Below are 18,302 nucleotides of genomic sequence, written 5' to 3'. Positions count from 1 at the left end.
AACAGGACCAGTGTACGTCATAACTGTACAAATTGGTACGAAAATGGTTATTCGTTAGTCATTAATCATCGGATGAAGAAAGCGAATTACATAGTAGCAATAGGAGCCTCTGCCGGTGGATTGGAAGCCATTCATGAATTCTTCGACAATATGCCGGAATACGGCAATCTATCGTTTGTAATCATACAACATCTGTCCCCCGATTATAAGAGCCTGCTGGTGGAGCTTGTATCCAAGCATACCAACATGCAGGTCCGGGAAGTAGAGGAGGATATGTTGGTTGAGAGCGATTGTATATATGTTATTCCCAATAATAAAGAGATCATTATAGAACAGGGGCGTCTCCGGTTGTTGCAAAAGCCAACCGAAAAAGCGCCTAATACCGCGATTGATACCTTCCTTTTTTCGCTTGCAAAAGATAAGGGCCGTTCTGCCATTTGTATCATCCTTTCTGGCACCGGTACCGATGGTACCAAAGGGGCTGCTGCCATTAAAAAGGCCGGGGGCATGGTTATGGCCCAGGAGCCGGGCACCGCGAAATTTGACGGTATGCCACTTAGTGTGATCAGTTCTGAAAATGTAGATTATGTACTGGCGCCGGAATTTATGCCCTCCGAAATATATAATTACATACAGGACATGCCGGTCGAGATCTTTAACGGCAAGATAGAGGAACACGTGCTAACGGAAGTTTTCCAGCTGGTCAAAGAGCACAGCGGACAGGATTTTAGTCACTATAAACCGCCTACCATTACACGCCGTATTGCCAAAAGGATGGCGCAGTTAAGTGTAAGGAGCCTGGATGAATATTTGCAGCTGCTGCGGCAAAGCGGGGAAGAAAGTAAGGCCCTGGGCAGGGAATTTCTGATCGGGGTTACCTGTTTCTTCCGTGATAAGTCGGCATTTCAGTATTTGAAGGAACATGTACTCAGTAAGCTGGTGGAGGAGAAAGAAGAAGGAGATATACTGAAAATATGGGTTACCGCCTGCAGCACCGGTGAGGAAGCCTATACGCTGGCTATGTTGCTTGATCAATGCCTGCAGGAAAAGAACAAGTGGCTGGAGGTAAAGATCTTTGCTACAGATATAGACAGCAATGCCATCGAGCTGGCAGCGAAAGGCAGCTATCCTGCTGCCATTGGAAAAGATATGGACCCGGCACTACTGAAGAAATATTTCATAAAAGAAGATAAGCAATACCTGATCGCTCCACGCCTGCGGAAGCAGATCGTATTTGCACGCCATAATATTTTAAAAGATCCTCCCTTTATAAAGAACGACCTCGTTACCTGCCGCAACATGCTCATATATATGGAGAATTTGCTCCAAAGGCAGGTGCTGTCTTCTCTCCATTTCGGATTGAACGCAGGAGGATATCTGTTTCTCGGGCCCAGTGAATCTGCCTCACTGATACGGGGAGGATTGGAAGAGGTACACCAGAAATGGAAGATCTACCGGAAGACGGACAATACACGTGGCACGTTGCCTGATAATCTTTACAGCCCGCTGGAATACATCCGCCAGACTCGCGAGATACGTAATAATGCCAGCGGCCGCCTGGCAACGGCAGAAAAGAAAATGAACAGTGTGCTGGAGGAATTCCGTGATGTGATGGCCGAAGAATTTGGTTTTGCCGCTGTATATATCGATAAGACCTATGAGATCCGGGAGGCAATAGGGAATTATAAAAAGTACCTCTCCCTGCCGGAAAAAAAGCTGAACCTGAACCTGCTGAAGATGGTGCCGAACGAATTGTCCATGGCACTGAATATTGCATTGAGGCAGGCCTGGGGAGCAGAGCAGAAAGCAGTGATGAAGGGAGTGAAAATGAATACACCGGAAGGCCTGAGGTTTGTGAACCTGCTGATCAAACCTGTCAATGGAAATGGCAGTGATCAGCAAACGATGATAGTATTCAACGAAGATCATGACAGGGCAAACGCATTGGGAGAAATACCCGACACCGACCAGCAGCCGGGGGATATAAAAGAACATATCATGTCGCTGGAGGCTGAGCTGAGTGAAACACGTACCAATCTGCAGATGGCTATTGAAGGACTGGAGACTTCCAATGAGGAACTACAGTCCACTAATGAGGAGCTGCTTTCCGCCAACGAAGAACTGCAATCCAGCAATGAGGAACTACAGTCGTTGAATGAAGAGCTGCACACCCTGAACACAGAGCATCAACTGAAGATCAAGGAACTGCAGTCGCTGAATGACGACATGAATAACTATTTCCGCAGTACCGACATCGCGCAGGTATTTGTCGATGCGCAACTGCGGATCCGTAAGTTCAATCCGGCTGCTGTAAAAATGATCAACCTGATACCTTCGGATATAGGGCGTCCTATCCATCATATATCCACCAATATCCGGCAGGATAGCATGATAGAGGATATCCATACTGTGATCAGGCAGAGGAATACTCTGGAGAAAGAAATGACGCTGAGCAACGGGAATATCTACCTGATGAAGATCCTGCCTTACATCCGCCAGGACAAACAAACGGATGGCGTAGTGATCACCTTTGTGGATATTACCGTTATCAAAGAAGCAGAAAACCGGCTGCGGGGAAGTTATGAAGAACTGGTACGCGTGAGAGAGAGCCTGCGCAACCTCAATGCTGATCTGGAATATAAAGTGCTGGAAAGAACCCGTGAGCTGACGGTGAGTGAAGAACGTTTCCGCCTGGTGTCAAAAGCTACCAACGATACTATATGGGACTGGAACCTCATCTCCAACAATGTATGGTGGAGTGATAACTTCTATGCTGTTTACGGTTTTGCCAAAGGCGGTACGAATAGCCGTGCCTTCTGGCTGGAAAATATTCATCCGGATGACAGAGAGCGTGTTGGTAATAGTATCGCCGGGGCTGTCAGCAGCAAACAAAGCCAGTGGTCGGAAGGTTACAGGTTGCGCCGTGCCGATGGCAGTTATGCGTATGTACTGGACCGTGGGTACCTGATGATGGATGAAAATGACAAGCCTTACCGGATGCTGGGATCCATGATGGATGTAACAACCCTGCGTCATGCGGAGGAACTGGCAGAAGTGAACCGGGAGGAAAAACGTTTCCTGGCAGAATCAATACCACTTATACTCTGGACAGCTGATCATCTGGGAGCGGTAAACTTTGTGAATGAGCAGTTTATCAGTTATACCGGCAAGTCGCTGCAGCAACTACAGAAAGGAGGATGGAAAAGTGTGATCCACCGGGATGATGTTGCCGCCTGGGAAGAAAAATGGGGGCAGGCAGTTAAGACCAAAGCCGATTTTTCCATGGAACTGCGCATCAGACACCGCGAGGGACGATATGACTGGTTTCTGCACAGAACACGGGTACAAAAAGACATAGATGGCTGGTCCACGGTCCTGGTAGGTACCAGCACCGACATCAACGAACAGAAGATGGCTGCCGAGATCATGGAGCAGCGTATACAGGAACGTACCATTGCGTTGCAAAAAGCCAACCAGGAACTGGAAAGCAGCAACGCTGAGTTACAGCAATACGCCTTTGTTGCATCGCACGATCTGAAAGAACCCCTCCGTAAGATCCACATGTTCGGGAACATGCTGAAGGAACGCTATCAGGATAATATGGAAGATAAGGCGGTAGATTACCTGAACCGTATTATCAGCTCTTCTTCGCGTATGACAAACCTGATCAATGACCTGCTGCGGTTCTCCCGCTTGTCGCAGGCAAGTTTCTTTGAACAGGTGAACCTGGAAGTAATTATCAGGGAGATACTCTCTGATCTTGAGGTACTTATTCAGGAAAAGAACGCAACCGTCACTGTAGGCCCTATGCCGGTCATAGAAGCAGTACCGGCACAGTTAAGACAGGTGTTCCAGAACCTGTTGAGTAATGCGTTCAAGTTCTCCGCTGACGGCGTACAACCTGTTATCACTATTACCGCCAACCGCATTAAGGAAAAAAGATTTGAAAGTGAGGCCGATCCTGAAGGCCCGTTTGTATGTATCTCTATATCCGACAATGGGATAGGGTTTGATGAAAAATACCTCGATAAAATATTTGTGCTCTTTCAGCGTTTGCATACCAAAGATCAGTACGAAGGTACCGGTATCGGTCTGGCAGTTGCACGCAAGATCATTGATAAGCATCATGGTCTGATCACAGCGCACAGCCGTGAAAAACACGGGGCAACGTTTACGATTATCCTGCCTGTGAAACAGGACCAGCCAGCCGGTTAAGGTCATTTATCAAGAAAAAGTATATATATAAGGGAATAGTCGTTAATTTTGAGCGCTATTTCAAATTAATACCTAGCCATGACAAAAAGAGTATTATCCGTTTTATGCGGCATTGTTGCTTTCTCATCTGCTTTCGCTCAAAACAAAAATCTGATCGGTGTAGCACCTTTTAAAAGTGCTGACAGGACTGAATATGTAACAGCCATACAGGATGCTGTATATGATGCTACCCTGAGACTGAGAGGATTTTCTATGATAGAGAAAAATAAGCTGGAGCAGATCAAGACAGGAATAGGACAGGCTAATCCCGATGCGGGAGCCCTGGCACAGGCAAAATCTTTAGGCGCACAATATATCATTACCGGTAACATATTGAAAGCCAGTGTAGAAACCAAACCATCCAATCTGCCTTTAGGGATCACTAATACCAATGTATCTGAACTGTTGTTCGACCTTGCGGTGGTGGATGTGAACAGTGGAGAAGAAGTGGCATCCAGCAGGTTCACCGGCGCTGGCAGGGGGAAAGCTGCTTTTGAAGATGCCCTGAAAGGACTGACGCCTGAAATTGACAAATTCGTTCGCGATAACATGAAAACAGCCGTTTCTATTGCCCAGATAGAACAGAAAAGCAGTAACGGGGATGCCATCAGGGTCCTGATCGTTGCAGGTAGTTTAGCCGGGCTGAAAGAGCAGGATGAGTTCAGGGTATACGAATTGACCGATCTGACTGTAGATGGCAAAAAAATGCACAGGAAGAAGACCTTAGGTAAGATCGCAGTAGCGAAAGTGGAAGATGAGAATTTCTCCGTATGCCTGGTGAAGGAAGGTGGAGCCGACATCGCGAAGAAGGTAGAAGCGGGTGCAAAGCTCAAATGTGAGATCATTACTGAATAAGGGTATCATCACGGATAGCCGTTTTTAAAGATAAATGAAAGGGCCGCACGATCAAACAGATCGGCAGCCCTTTTTTTAATCACCCTGTCCTTATGATTCCTATTCCAGTTCTTCGTCTTTTACTACTTGTTTAACAGCCCTGTTCCTTTCGATCCACCAATACAGGGGAGGTATCAATAAAGGGGCGAAGAGCAGTGTGCTGGTCAATCCGCCTATGATAACCGTTGCCAGCGGGCGTTGCACGTCAGAGCCGATACCGGAAGATGTAGCTGCGGGTATCAGGCCGGCTATTGCAACGATGAGGATGGACAACAAGGCACTCAGTTGCTCCCTGGACCCTGTCAGGACACTTTGCTGTAAGGTCTGGCCGGGCCTTGTACGTAAACGGTTGAATGCTGATACCAGCAGTACGCCGGCCATTACCGAGATACCGAAGATGCTCACAAACCCTACACCTGCTGATACGTTGAAGTGGTAGCCACGGATGAACAGCGCCACGATACCACCTGCCATTGCAAAGAAGATACAGCTGACGGTCACGAACGTCTGCGGCATGTTACGGAACAGGATGAACAGCACCAGGAACACCATGATAATGGTGAGCGGAATGGTCATCGACAGCTGTTTGCCTGCGCGCTGCAGGTTCTCATACTGTCCGCCGTATATAATACTGTAACCTTTGGGAACATGTAACTGCCTGTTGATCTTCTGATTGATCTCGCTCACAAAACCTCCCTGGTCACGGCCGCGAATGTTGGTACGGACAGTCACCATACGTTTGCTGTTGTACCTGTAGATGTTCGTCTGGCCCTGTACGTAGGAAATATCTGCCAGTTGACTCATGGGGATGAGTTCTCCTGTTGCGGAAGGCACCTGCAGGTTCTTTACAGACTCAATCGTGCTGCGTTCTCCAGGCAGGTAACGAATGACGAGGTCATAACGTTTGGTACCGTCGTACAGCGTAGAGATGGCCTTACCGCCGATGGCCGCTTCTATCATGCTCTGAATATCGGCTACATTGATACCAAAGCGGGCTGCATTTTCGCGGTTGATGTTGATGGCGATCTGCTCTGAAGGGCCTTCCTGCTCAATATTCACTGATTCAGATCCGCTCGTCTGTTTTACAAGATTGGCAATGGTATCTGCCTTAGCACGCATCATAGTGAGGTCGTCTCCTACAATGGAAATGGCCAGATCTGCCGCACTACCGGTTACGATCTCCATCACCTGGTCAATAATTGGCTGACCAGAAGAGAACTTCACTGCCGGCATAGCTTTTTCGAGGTCGTGCCGTATGTTGGTCACCAGTTCCTTTTTAGAAATAGTATCGCTCCACAGTTTATAGTCTTTCAATCCGACCAGTATCTCATTACGGTTGGAGGGGAATGGATCTGTACCATCGTCGTTACGGCCCGCCTGTGTGATCACAAATGAGATCTGCGGGTATTTGGCAATCACTTCCCTGATCTTTGGAGAATATTTTGCATTCTCCTGGATGGTAATACCTGCCGGGAAGTTTCCCCTAAGGAAGATGGAACCTTCATCCAGTTCTGGCAGGAACTCAGAACCCAGGCTGCCGCCAAGTAGTATCAGCAGTATTACGATGGAGAAACCGCTTATAACAGCTGCTTTAGGCCATTTCATGACACGGGCCAGCACCCGGGAGTATTGCTTTGAAAGGAAGTCCAGCACAACATTCCTATGCTCTTTCATTGGTTTATCAGTGTCACTGAATGCCTTCTTAAAGGCGAAAGAGATCAGTACGGGTATGAGCGTAAGCGCCGCCAGCATGGAGCCAATTACGGCAAATGCCAGTGTTAGTGCCATGGGTGAGAACAGTTTTCCTTCCACGCGTGTCATGAGCAGGATAGGCATATACGCCAGGATGATGATGGTCACAGAGAAGAAGATCTCGCGGCCTACTTCCTGTGAAGAACGTAGTGTGAGTGCTATAATACCTTTCTTTTTCTCTTCCGGTGATGCCGTTCGATAGGTACGTATCAGATGTTCCGCCATCACACAGGCGCCATCTACAATGATACCGAAGTCAATGGCTCCCAGCGATAACAGGTTGGCCGGTATGCCCGTGAGACGCATGAGTATAAACGCAAACAAGAGCGAGAAAGGGATGGTGAGGGCTACTACCAGTGCACTACGCAGACTACCCAGAAAAAAGATCAGAATGATCACAACGATAGATACGCCTTCCAGCAAGGTATGACCTACTGTTTCCAGTGAGTGATCTATCAGGAAACTACGGTCGTAGAGGGTGTGCAGATGTACGCCTTTAGGCAGTTCATTCTGCTCCAGGTCCTGAATGCGGTCTTTCAGTAGTTTCAGTACTTCACTGGGATTCTCATATCTGCGCAACAGCACAATACCTTCCACACCATTGCTGACATTTGTTTTAGTGGCATTGATAGTATAGCCCATCACACCGCTGGGGGGTGGCGGCGCTACTTCCACAGTAGCAACGTCTCCCAGGTAAACAGGCATACCATTGGCCGCTTTCAGCACGATGTTACGAATGTCCTGTTCTGTTTTTACAGCACCCAGTCCGCGTACGGCAAAGCCCTGTTCACCGCGGTTAATGATGTTACCGCCGGTGTTCTGGTTATTCTTCTGTACAGCGTCAATAACATCCTGTAGTGTCAGATCATATTTACGCAGTTTATCGGGCGCTGTGAGGATATGAAACTGTTTGAGCGGTCCGCCGAAAGTGGTGATATCTGCAATGCCGGGCACCTGTAAAAGAGCAGGCTTAATGACCCAGTCCTGGAGATCCCGGATCTCAGTTGGCGTAAAGGTAGGCGGAGCTTCTACCACATACCGGAGTATCTCGCCGACAGCCGTGGTAAGCGGCGCCAGTTCCGGCGATACGCCATCCGGGAGCTCTGCGCCGGCCAGCCGTTCATTGACCTGCTGCCGTGCAAAATAGTCGTCCGTGCCATCGGTAAACGTCAGCTGTACTACACTTAGTCCGAAGATGGTACGGCTTCTGCGGTCCAGTACATTGGGTGTATTCTGCAGGGCTCTTTCTATCGGAATAGTAACCTGCTGTTCTACCTCTTCTGCGGCGCGGCCGGGGTATTGCGCTACAATGATCACATTGGTATCGGCAATATCCGGGTAGGCTTCTATTTTCAGCTGAGTGAAGCACCAGTAACCGATGCCCATCAGGCCGAGGCCCATCAGGATGATCACCCATCTGTTTTTAAGAGAGAATATTAAAAGATTACGAATCATTACAAGTGAATTTCAATCAAGTCCTGAAATGTTATACCTCAAACCTTTCTACCTTGCTGGTGATGATGAAACCACTGTTTACCTGTCTGCGTAAAGCGGTCAGTGCGTTCAGTACTTTTTCATCCTGATCGATGAAGATGATCAGCATAGGCGGTTCATCAAAACTGAAAAGACTATCGGGCCTTTTCAACTGGTGATGTTCTCCAAAGCCGGTCACACCACGAAAGGCAGTAGCGCCGGCAATACCCTGTTTTAATAAGAACTGTATAATAAATTCATATAGCGGCTTTGAACCGAATACTTCGTCTTTATCTATGAATATCTGTGCCTGTAACATGGGGCAGTATTGTTAGTTTGAATGATAGGTTGTGATGATCAATATCCGAAGCTCAGTCCTTTCAGCTGCATCACACCTTTCACAACTACATACTCTCCGTTCTTCAAACCACTGTACACAGCAAGACGGTCGCCTATCTGCTGACCTGTGCGTATCTCTCTTCTTGTAAAAGTGTTGGGTGCTGTTCTGACAAATACATAGCTCTGTCCATCCGCAGTTACCAGTGCATCCCTGCTGATGTTGATACCGTTGCTGTCGCCATGTACGGGGAAGGTAACGCTGGCAAACATACCGGCACGGATGTCATTATCGGGAGTGTTCAATCGTATACGCAGTTTGATCATGCGGGTAACATCGTCTATCACATCAGCAATATCTTCTACCTTACCGTTGTAAGTATTGTCGGGGAATGAAGACAGGACGATGGTGCAGGGAGAACCTTTTTTTACGTTGTTCAGCTGATTTTCCGGAATATCACAGATGAGATAAGCCGTTCCGGGAGCGGCGCTGTGCAGGGCTTCGGGATTGAAACCTGCGGCCTTGAGTCCCGATACATGTTCTATCAGCTGCGTTTTCTCATTGGCGAGGTTGGTTTGTTCGATTGACAATTCTGACTTTGCCTCCAGGATGTCTTTTCCGCTGGCAGCACCATGATCGAAGAGGTCCTGTGTACGGTCAAGTTCTATTTTCTTCTGTTTGATGTTCACCTCCTGGATATGATTGATGTTGATCTGATGCTGGATGAGTTGTGAATAGTCGCTCGTCAGCTGGGGATCGTCGAACAGTACGATGTTTTGTCCGCCGACGTCTGAACGTAGTACAGTTGCTGCCACCTTACCGGGAGCATGTAGTGTACCGCTGAGTGTAGAATCGCCTACAGGCTCGACAGCAAAGAAGTTAGAGGATGCTGTATCGGGAAAAGAGATCTGTTGCCCGTTGCCGTTTATAACGGGAGATGGATCTGCGGCAGCAACTGTGTCCTGTGTTTTATGCCTGCATCCTGCCAGGAGGAGGGAGGCTGCTAAAAAATATCCGGTAATGCGTTGCATAGTTACAATTGGTTTATAAGGCCGGTAGCGAATAGTAATTGTATATAGCTCTGATAGTATGCCTGCAGCGAATCGTAATACAGCAGGCGGGTATCGTACCAGTTGCGTTGCGCATCGAGGAAGTCGATGATGGTAGTGCCGCCGCGCAGGTAGGCATACTTGACGTTGTCGAGGATCTGTTGTGACTGATGCAGGATACCACTGTATTTCTCCATATTTTTTTTCTGCAGCTGATACGTATTGTATGCAGTCACTACTTCCGTCTGTACCTGCCGTTGTGTGGCAGATAGTTCCTGTTGCGCCTGTTGCTGAAGTATATGTGCCTTTTTGATCTCACCCTGGTTCCTGTTGAAGAAAGGCAGGTCTATAGTGCCATAAAAGCCGATGTAGGGCACCGAGTTCTGTGGGTTGTATATAAAGCCCACTTCAGGTTGCGGTACTGCTAACGACTGTTGATATTTTGCGTTGCTGTTACGTTCATCGATAGTGCTTTTAGCGAGTACTACATCCGAACGGTTCTCCATGGTTTGTGTGATCAGGCTGTCCAGCGTTTGCGAAGGAGTAATGGTGAGGATTTCGCTGGAAGTGTCAATGTCCATGGGAGTGGTATTGCCCGTCAGCAGTTGCAGCGTTTGCAGTTCATTCTGATAGTCCTGGTAGAATTTACTCAGTTGTAGATTGTACTGGTCGAGCAATACTTTTGTACGGATCAGATCAGTTTGTGTGATGACCTGGTTCTTGTAGCGCAGTTCGTTGATCTGTACCAGTGTGTCCAGGTTCTTTTTGCTGTCGTTGAGCAGGGTCAGTCTTTTCTTCAGTACCCAGCAATTGATCCAGCTGTTGCCTACGTCGAGGGAAAGGTTGCGTACTTCTTCCTGGTAGGTGTTGCCGGCAACTGCCACATCCTTGTCGGCCGTTTCGATCTTGTATTTGCGCTGATTATGCCATTGGATGGGCTTTGTGACCTGGTACCACACCTGCCTGTTTTGATTGGAAGACCACCTGGTATCTGGTGCGAAATGGTCTGAACGCACCAGTTGAAGTGTCTGATTATTCAGTGTAGGATTGGGGCGCAGTTTTGCCGTGGTCACATCGGCCTGTGCGGCGCCTATGTTCATGTACCTTGCTTTCAGCACAGGACTGTTATTTCTGGCGGTGTCAAGTGCCGCCGGTAATGAGTAGCTGGTTTGGGCAGTAGCAAGGTTCCCGATAGAGGATATTGCCATCATTGCTACAGCCAGGACGATCGCTCGTTTCATGAGATACTGTTTGTCCGCTAATGAATTCAGGACAAAGGTCAAGAATGGCAACGGGTCATGAAACGGCTGGCATTGATTTTAACCCGTTTTTAATCAAAATATTAAAACCTTTAAGGCGGCTTAAAATGGGGTGAGATGGGCTGTAATAAAGGAGGGAAAGGAGATTGGCTGCGGCGTTGTATTGACATGATACGCCGCCGCAGCTTAAAAAGCTTAAAGCGGTTTGTCTTCCATTTGCTGGATAATGTTCTCTACTTCTGCTTCTGTTGCCCTTAAACGGGTCTGACAGAAGCTGATTAATTCCGAAGCGCGTTTCACTCTTGCAGCCAGTACATCGACAGAAACAGACTCTGTTTCGATCTCCCTGGCTATCTGTTGCAGTTCCTTATAGGCTGCTTCATATGTTAGATTCGTGTCCATCATTTGTTGTTTTTGAAGTGACAGTGGCGTGTACACCTGCATCCGCCATCTGAACGGTGATCTCATCTCCCGGCGATAGCTGTGCGGCGCTGGTAATGATCATCCCTTTATGTTGTACCATGGCAAAGCCTTTCTGTAATAAGGAGGCAGGGCTCATGATGCGGACGACTGTCTCGTGATGCTGTAATTTTTGCTGCTGTTGTTGCAGCAATTTACGGGCATATACCTGTATATCCTTGCGGATGTGGGACAGTTCCTGTAAGCGGCTGGCGGTGACCTGTCCGGGTTTGGCCAGCAATTGTCCTGAGAGCTGCGCCATAGCAGAGCGGTGTTTCAGTAACAGGTGCCGGGCGCTTTGCGGAATGCTTTGCCGGTTGCGGGCCAGTCCTTCTTTGTAATCCGCCAGCAGGTCGCGCGACCTGTTGATGATACTTGTGTGCAGGGACGCTAATTGCTGTTGTTTATCTTTCATCATCTGTTGCATACGGATGATGATATATTGTTGCTGTGTGAGCAGGGCTTCTTCAAAGCTGCGGTTATGTGCAATGATCAGTTCTGCGGCGCGTGTAGGTGTTTTGGTAGCCGTATGCGCCAGCATGTCTGTGATGGTTTCGTTCTTATGATGCCCGATACCGGTAATGACCGGCACGGGAAAGCCGGCCACCGCTTTCCCCAGTGGGAACTGATCGAATAACAGCAGGTCTGTCTGTGCACCACCGCCACGGATGATCACCACTGTATCAAATTGTTTTCCTGATGCGATGATCGCCTCCAGCTGCATACACACCTGTGTTGCATTCGCTTCTCCCTGTACTGCGGTGAAGTAATTTTCTATGTGGAAGATATAGCCATATGCGTTTGATTGCAGGGTATGCATGAAGTCCTGGTAACCTGCAGATGATGCAGAAGATACGACTGCAATGCGTTGTATGACGGCATTTAGCGTAAGCGCCTTATTGCGCGTCATATATCCGTCAGGTGTTTTCCGCACAATGTCACTACACTCGGTCAACAAGCGCTGTAAGGTAGCCTGTTTTTGTTGTTCGAGTAGCCCGATGGTGAAGCTGGTATCAATATCGAGCAGAGAGAGTTTTAATCCGTATACGGGATGATATTCCACCGCGACCCTTACCAGCACGTGCATGTCGTTACTGAAGCGCTGACCAGTTACACTCTCGAATTCTTTGATGCGGTTACTGCCATTCCCCCAGGCACTGGCGGAGATTTTTGCGGTAAGCTGGTGGCTGCGGGCATCTTTTTCAACGAGGTCGAAGTAGTGGTATCCTTTAGCGGGATAGAAGGAATGGCTGGTGATATCTGCCACCACCCAGTAGCTCTGACCCGAAAAAGTATTCCTGATAGTGCCTTGTATGCTGGCCGCCAGCTGCGATAATGTTATGTAGTTTCTTGTATCCAAAGCAGGCACAAAGGTACGTAAAAAGGGCCGGCCGGAAAGGCCGCCGGTATAGTTGGCTTATTATGCTAACTGCCCACCTGGTTTTCGGCAAAGACGGTTTTGGTCTTTTCATCACCTTTCCGGATATAGGGCCGGATGATCAGGCGGTTGCCCTTATCGAAGGTAAACAGGTTCCAGATCCAGTTGGTCATCACCAGCAGTTTGTTGCGGAAACTCACCAGGAAGTTCACGTGTACAAACAACCAGATGTACCAGGCCAGCCGTCCACCCAGGTGGATATCGCCGGGAAGATCAGCTACTGCTTTTCCTCTTCCTACGGTGGCCAGTGAGCCTTTATCGAAATATTTAAAGGGTTTCACCGTTTCATTACGGTGTAGTGCAAAAAGGTTTTTTGCAACATATTTTCCCATCTGGATGGCCGGTTGCGCCACGCCGGGATGCCCTCTGGGGTAATCTTCCAGCTTCATCAGGGCAATGTCGCCAATGGCGAAGATGTTAGTGCTGCCAATGGCGCGGCAAAAAGGATCTGTAAGTATACGGCCTCTCTCTGTCCATTCTTTTGGAATGCCAGCCAATACTTCTCCCATTACGCCGGCGCTCCATACCACGAAGAAAGATTTGATCTGTTCTCCACTTTTCAGTGTGATGGTTTCGCCGTCATAGTCCTGTACCATCGCGTTCAGTTTAATGATGACGCCCATCTTTTCCAGGTATCGCTGAGCGCGGGCGCTCGACTTAGGATGCATGGGCGGCAGTACCCTGTCCACGCCTTCCAGCAGATAGATCTTCATCTTACTGAAATCGAGTATGGGGTAATCTTTCGGTAGTACATATTTCCGCAGTTCTGAAAATGCACCTGCCATTTCAACGCCGGTAGGACCAGCGCCCACCAGTACTATATTAAGCATATGCTCTTTCAGTGCAGGATTGGCGTTAAGACTGGCCCATTCGAAGATCTGCATCAGGTGGCTGCGCATATTCAGCGCATCCGGGATGGTCTTCAAGGGTAGTGCAAAACGCTGCATGTTCTCATTACCGAAATAGTTTGTTCTGGCGCCGCTGGAAATGATGAGATAGTCATATTGTAGTGATCCGGCGGAGGTGTTGATGGTATTGGTGAGTGGATCAACAGACAGGACGCGTAACATCCTGAAATGAAAGTCCTTCGTATCATGGAACAGGTTGCGCAAAGGTCCGGCGATGGCGTCGGGCTGCAATGCAGCAGAGGCGACCTGGTAAAGCAGTGGCTGGAAGGTGTGGTAGTTGTGCTTGTCGAACAGGACTACCTGGAACTTATCGTCAGGAAGGTTCTTTGCGGCGTTTAATCCGCCAAAGCCGGCGCCCACGATCACTACACGAGGTTTGGTAGTGGGGGGGATATTCAGGGTGATCTGCCTCATTGGTTCCATAAAACAATGATTTATATGTACAACAGGCGACCCAAAAACCATGCCCCCGCAGTGTGCGCCAGTCTTATTCTACCTCGGGAACAGGCTTGGCATCAGGCAGTGAAGCAGGACCCGATATGGATGTGCCGATCTGGGTAATGTCTTCAGATACAGCTGGCGATGTGCTGCGGCGTTCGCCTATCTGCTGACGCCACATCGCGTAATACAGCCCCTTCTGCTCCAGCAGTTCCAGGTGTGTCCCTGTTTCCACGATCCTGCCTTTTTCCAGCACATAAATGGTATCGGCGTGCATTATGGTGGACAACCTGTGTGCGATGAGTATATTGAGTTGTTCCCTTCTTGCGGAAATATTGCGAACGGTATCGGTGATAGCCTCTTCAGTCAGCGAGTCCAGTGCAGACGTAGCTTCATCGAAGATCAGCAGTCTTGGATCGCGTATCAGTGCCCGGGCAATGGAGACACGCTGTTTCTCTCCACCGGAAAGCTTCAAACCGCCTTCACCCAGCTTAGTATCCAGTCCGTGGGGCGAACGGGCCAGCAATTGCGCACAGGATGCTTTATGCAGGGCCGCCAGCATCTCTTCGTCCGTGGCATCGGGTTTTACAAACAGGAGATTGTCTTTGATAGTACCGGCAAACAGTTGTGTATCCTGCGATACAAACCCTATCTGCCGGCGCATCTGATTATACCGGATGTCGCCCGATGGGATATCATTGAACAGGATCTCGCCGGAAACAGGTTGATACAGTCCCAGCAGCAGTTTTACCAGGGTGGATTTGCCCGAGCCTGAAGGGCCTACAAAGGCGATAGTATCGCCTTTAGTTGCGCTGAAACTGATGCCATCAAGGGCATTTATGGTAGCTGTCTGATGGCGGAAGACGATATCTGCAAAACGGATCGTTTCCAGTGGGCCGAGTTCTACCGGACTGGCGGGACGCTCTTCCACGGGTTTATGCATCAGCTGGTCAAACAGCAGTAATGAGCTTTCTGCTTCCCGGTACGCCAGGATGATGCTGCCCAGTTCCTGTAAAGGCCCAAAGATGGCCGTTACAATGAACTGCATAGCGATCAGTTCTCCCGGACTGAGCACTTTACGGAAGATGAGCCAGAGCAGGATAAAAAGTATGGATTGCCGTAAGAGGTTGAGGGTAGTGCCCTGTACGAAAGACAGCATTCTGACCTGCTTTACCTTTTTCATTTCCAGGTCATAGATATTCTTTGTGAAGCTACGCAGACGGCGGATTTCAGGAAAAGTGAGCCCCAGGCTTTTCACCAGTTCAATATTGCGGAGGGATTCTGTAATGGAGCCCGACATTTTCAGTGTTTCCTTGTTGATGGCCCGCTGGATCTTCTTGATCTTTCTGCTCAGCAAGCCGGTAAGCGTTCCCAGCACCAGCACGCCAATAAAGAAGATAGGTACCAGCGCCCAGTGTTTCGTAATAGCGTACCATATGAGGAACCCTATTCCGACAAGGGAAGAAAAGAGGATATTGATGAAGGCATTGAAGAAACGCTCGGTATCGTTACGGACTTTCTGCAGCAGCGCCACTGTTTCCCCACTGCGCTGCTCTTCGAATTCCTGGAAGGAGAGGCGGAGCGTTTGCTTCAATCCGTCGTTGAACACCTGCATGCCAAAGCGTTGTATAATAAGCCGCATGACGAAGTCCTGGAGCGCTCTGGAAAGCCGGGCCACCATTGCGACTGAAATAGCGAGCAGTAGCCAGAACAGCACACCTCTCAGCAGCTCGCTTTCAGTTCTGTTGCCGGGATGCAGTGCGTATTTGTCTATGATCTTTCCGAAGATCATGGGGTCCACCATCATGGCTACCTGGCCAATGCCGGCCAGTAAAAGGGACAGGGCAATCATCCAGCGGTGGGGGCGCATATAATTCCAGAAGATCTTCATGCCGGGGTGAGCACAAAAATTACACCATCAGGGGGTAAAACGTCTATTTGGCAGGAAGCAGGTGTGCCGGGAAGGCATGCAATTTGTATCAGCTATTGTAAAACTTGCTATGGAAAAGCGGATTATCGGCATCATACTGACATTCCTGGGCATTGCCGGCCTGATACTGGGAGCATTGAACTTTATGAACACTTCGGGCGCAACCAGAAGCGTTAAGGCAATTCTCATTTATTCCATATTGGGAGCCATTTTCTTTTTTGCGGGTATTGGGTTGATCAGGAGTACAAAGGACAGGCCGTCGTGATGGTTTTTTATGCAATATTGACGTCAGTGCTTGTTCTGACCATCTTCTCTGCTAGTTCTCTGCTAGTTCTCTGCTTGTTCTCTTCCGGCTTTTGAGTTAAAATAATATTAGTATTGAGTTGCTCTGGTAGTTTTTTATACCGGATTAACCCCGGTATTAGTTCGATGGAGATTCGTTGCTAATTCGTTGCTAGTTCGAACAGTGTTCGAATAGGGGGTTGGGTTAAAATAATATCAGGGATGGGGGTTGGGATCGGGATCGGTTGCCGGGGGACAAATACACGGGGCTCCGTGGCGGGGCGAATTAGCGAATGAATCCGTTATGCGTTCCCGGTTCCCCGGGGTTGAAACCCCGCGCTACAAACACTGGACTCCTAGCGGAGTCCTATTGTGTTTTGTTCAATGAGGTTTGTTGTAAATGCCGGCGTTTTACGGGGGATATCCTGAGGTTATAAACACCTCGTGCTACAAACACACTGTCCACCGTGTCGGGCCGAATTAGCGAATGAATCCGTTATGCGTTCCCGGGGTTGAAACCCCGCGCTACAAACACCGCGGCTCCTAGCGGAGCCGATTGACGTTTTGTTGCCCGGTTTGTTGCCGGAATCTCTTCACTAGTAGTTTTGTGTCTCTGCTTGTTCTCTCGGATCATATACCAGGCTGTTCCTTTGTTGGAAATACGCTTTAAACCCGACGTATACCCGACGTATACACGACGCATCCCCAACGCATCTATGCCTTTAAGTTGGACCTGTAATAATGCATGCGCAGTCTGAACCACCTCCATTGGAGAGCATTCTTGTAAGCAAGAAATGAAAGAGGACTTTTAATTTTTAAGACTGCCTGGTAGAATATTGTACTTCTTTTTAAATGCTGCAGCAAAATGCTGCGGATGTTGATAACCGACAAGTTCTGACACTTCTCCCACTGTCTTCTTTTCATCGAGCAGCAGTTGCCTGGCTTTTTCCATCCTTATATGACTGAGGTAGCCGAAAACGGTATATCCAAACAGTGCTTTGAAGCCCTGTTTCAGCTTCTTCTGGTTGATACCCACCTGGCTGGCCAGCGATATGATCGAACAATCATCCATAAAGTGCTGTTCCAGGTAATGCCTGGCTGCATGCAGGCGCTCTATGTCGGCAGGCCGGAGGTCGGCAGTTTGCGGCGTATATTGGTCAAACCCACTGGCTTGTAGCAGGAACAGTTCTATAAGTTTGGCTTCCAGGAACAGGCGTTTCATTTGTCCTGTGTAAGTTGTATTGCCCATCTCCGTGATGATCATATGCATCTGTGGAGTGATGGACATAGTGTGTCCCGGCCACAGGTGATGGCGGGCCGTTTGCAATTGTTGCGAGAATTGTTGCAGAAAAGGGCAATCCTCTGTTACCAGCGATTCAAATACAGGGCGCGAGAACTCTACTTCAAAAAAGGAGCTTTTTTCGCCGGGAAACAGCGTGTATTCACCTTCGAGGTCATGCTGATAAAAAAGGCTTTGTTCATTGCTGTGCATCACGAAGTGTTCTCCTTCGTATGACACACCTGATCTGCCACGCAGTTTAAAATGCATCTCCACTCTTTCTCCCTGCAGCTGCATAGGCATATGATACTCTTTGTCAGCCATATACGAATACCACAACATACGGGTATTTCCCATGCTGATCTCCCTGTAGCTGATTTCCGGCCCCGCTGTTTGTTCCCTGGTATACAGGCGGCTGGTTTCTTCTATCTGAGGGGCAGGATATAATGGCTGTATGATGTTCATAAGAAAAGCAGGTTTGGCACTGTTTGCGGCTATAAAAGTCCCGTTTGCGTTAACAGGGTGAATATACCGATGCAGAACTTTGCGC

At 48.6% G+C, this 18,302-nt stretch carries 12 protein-coding genes; 3 read left to right on the top strand and 9 right to left on the bottom strand.

Annotated elements, in window-relative coordinates; genetic code table 11:
• Positions 1-72: 72 nt before the first annotated feature.
• A complete protein-coding gene (locus L3C95_RS26620) occupies positions 73-4,215 on the top strand; it encodes a chemotaxis protein CheB (RefSeq protein WP_236392534.1) in 4,143 nt (1,380 codons plus the stop codon).
• Between the two features lie 78 nt (positions 4,216-4,293).
• Positions 4,294-5,109 (top strand): CsgG/HfaB family protein, encoded by an 816-nt coding sequence (locus L3C95_RS26615; RefSeq protein ID WP_236392532.1) that lies wholly within the window; start codon positions 4,294-4,296, stop codon positions 5,107-5,109.
• Between the two features lie 99 nt (positions 5,110-5,208).
• Here L3C95_RS26615 and L3C95_RS26610 read toward each other — a convergent pair whose 3' ends face one another.
• The 8 genes from L3C95_RS26610 to L3C95_RS26575 all read right to left on the bottom strand — a co-directional run bounded on the left by L3C95_RS26610 (position 5,209) and on the right by L3C95_RS26575 (position 16,152).
• On the bottom strand, positions 5,209-8,355 hold the full coding sequence (locus L3C95_RS26610) for an efflux RND transporter permease subunit (RefSeq protein ID WP_236392530.1): 3,147 nt from the start codon (positions 8,353-8,355) through the stop codon (positions 5,209-5,211).
• Between the two features lie 31 nt (positions 8,356-8,386).
• On the bottom strand, positions 8,387-8,692 hold the full coding sequence (locus L3C95_RS26605) for a DUF190 domain-containing protein (RefSeq protein WP_236392528.1): 306 nt from the start codon (positions 8,690-8,692) through the stop codon (positions 8,387-8,389).
• Between the two features lie 38 nt (positions 8,693-8,730).
• Positions 8,731-9,741 carry an efflux RND transporter periplasmic adaptor subunit gene (locus L3C95_RS26600; RefSeq protein ID WP_236392526.1) on the bottom strand — a complete coding sequence of 337 codons (1,011 nt, stop codon included), beginning with the start codon at positions 9,739-9,741 and terminating at the stop codon, positions 8,731-8,733.
• Between the two features lie 2 nt (positions 9,742-9,743).
• Complete coding sequence (locus tag L3C95_RS26595; RefSeq protein ID WP_236392524.1) at positions 9,744-11,000, bottom strand: TolC family protein; 1,257 nt, start codon at positions 10,998-11,000, stop codon at positions 9,744-9,746.
• 213 nt (positions 11,001-11,213) lie between these two features.
• Complete coding sequence (xseB, locus tag L3C95_RS26590) at positions 11,214-11,420, bottom strand: exodeoxyribonuclease VII small subunit (protein ID WP_199653500.1); 207 nt, start codon at positions 11,418-11,420, stop codon at positions 11,214-11,216.
• Positions 11,398-12,837, bottom strand: a complete 1,440-nt coding sequence (gene xseA / locus L3C95_RS26585) for an exodeoxyribonuclease VII large subunit (protein ID WP_236392522.1) — start codon at positions 12,835-12,837, stop codon at positions 11,398-11,400. The genes xseB and xseA overlap by 23 nt, the downstream gene beginning before the upstream one ends.
• A gap of 65 nt (positions 12,838-12,902) precedes the next feature.
• Positions 12,903-14,246: an NAD(P)/FAD-dependent oxidoreductase gene (locus L3C95_RS26580; RefSeq protein ID WP_236392520.1), complete on the bottom strand. Its 1,344-nt coding sequence runs from the start codon at positions 14,244-14,246 to the stop codon at positions 12,903-12,905.
• A 64-nt stretch (positions 14,247-14,310) separates the two neighbouring features.
• Positions 14,311-16,152 carry an ABC transporter ATP-binding protein gene (locus L3C95_RS26575; protein ID WP_236392518.1) on the bottom strand — a complete coding sequence of 614 codons (1,842 nt, stop codon included), beginning with the start codon at positions 16,150-16,152 and terminating at the stop codon, positions 14,311-14,313.
• 109 nt (positions 16,153-16,261) lie between these two features.
• On the opposite strand from L3C95_RS26575, the gene L3C95_RS26570 reads away from it, so the two are divergent.
• Positions 16,262-16,456 (top strand): hypothetical protein, encoded by a 195-nt coding sequence (locus L3C95_RS26570; RefSeq protein WP_236392516.1) that lies wholly within the window; start codon positions 16,262-16,264, stop codon positions 16,454-16,456.
• 825 nt (positions 16,457-17,281) lie between these two features.
• Here L3C95_RS26570 and L3C95_RS26565 read toward each other — a convergent pair.
• On the bottom strand, positions 17,282-18,217 hold the full coding sequence (locus L3C95_RS26565) for a helix-turn-helix transcriptional regulator (protein ID WP_236392514.1): 936 nt from the start codon (positions 18,215-18,217) through the stop codon (positions 17,282-17,284).
• Positions 18,218-18,302 lie beyond the last annotated feature (85 nt).

It is taken from the genome of Chitinophaga filiformis (assembly GCF_021646545.1).
Taxonomy (GTDB): Bacteria; Bacteroidota; Bacteroidia; order Chitinophagales; family Chitinophagaceae; genus Chitinophaga; species Chitinophaga filiformis_A.
The sequence above is the reverse complement of the archived record's forward strand: the minus strand, read 5'-3'. Positions and strand labels throughout refer to the sequence as shown.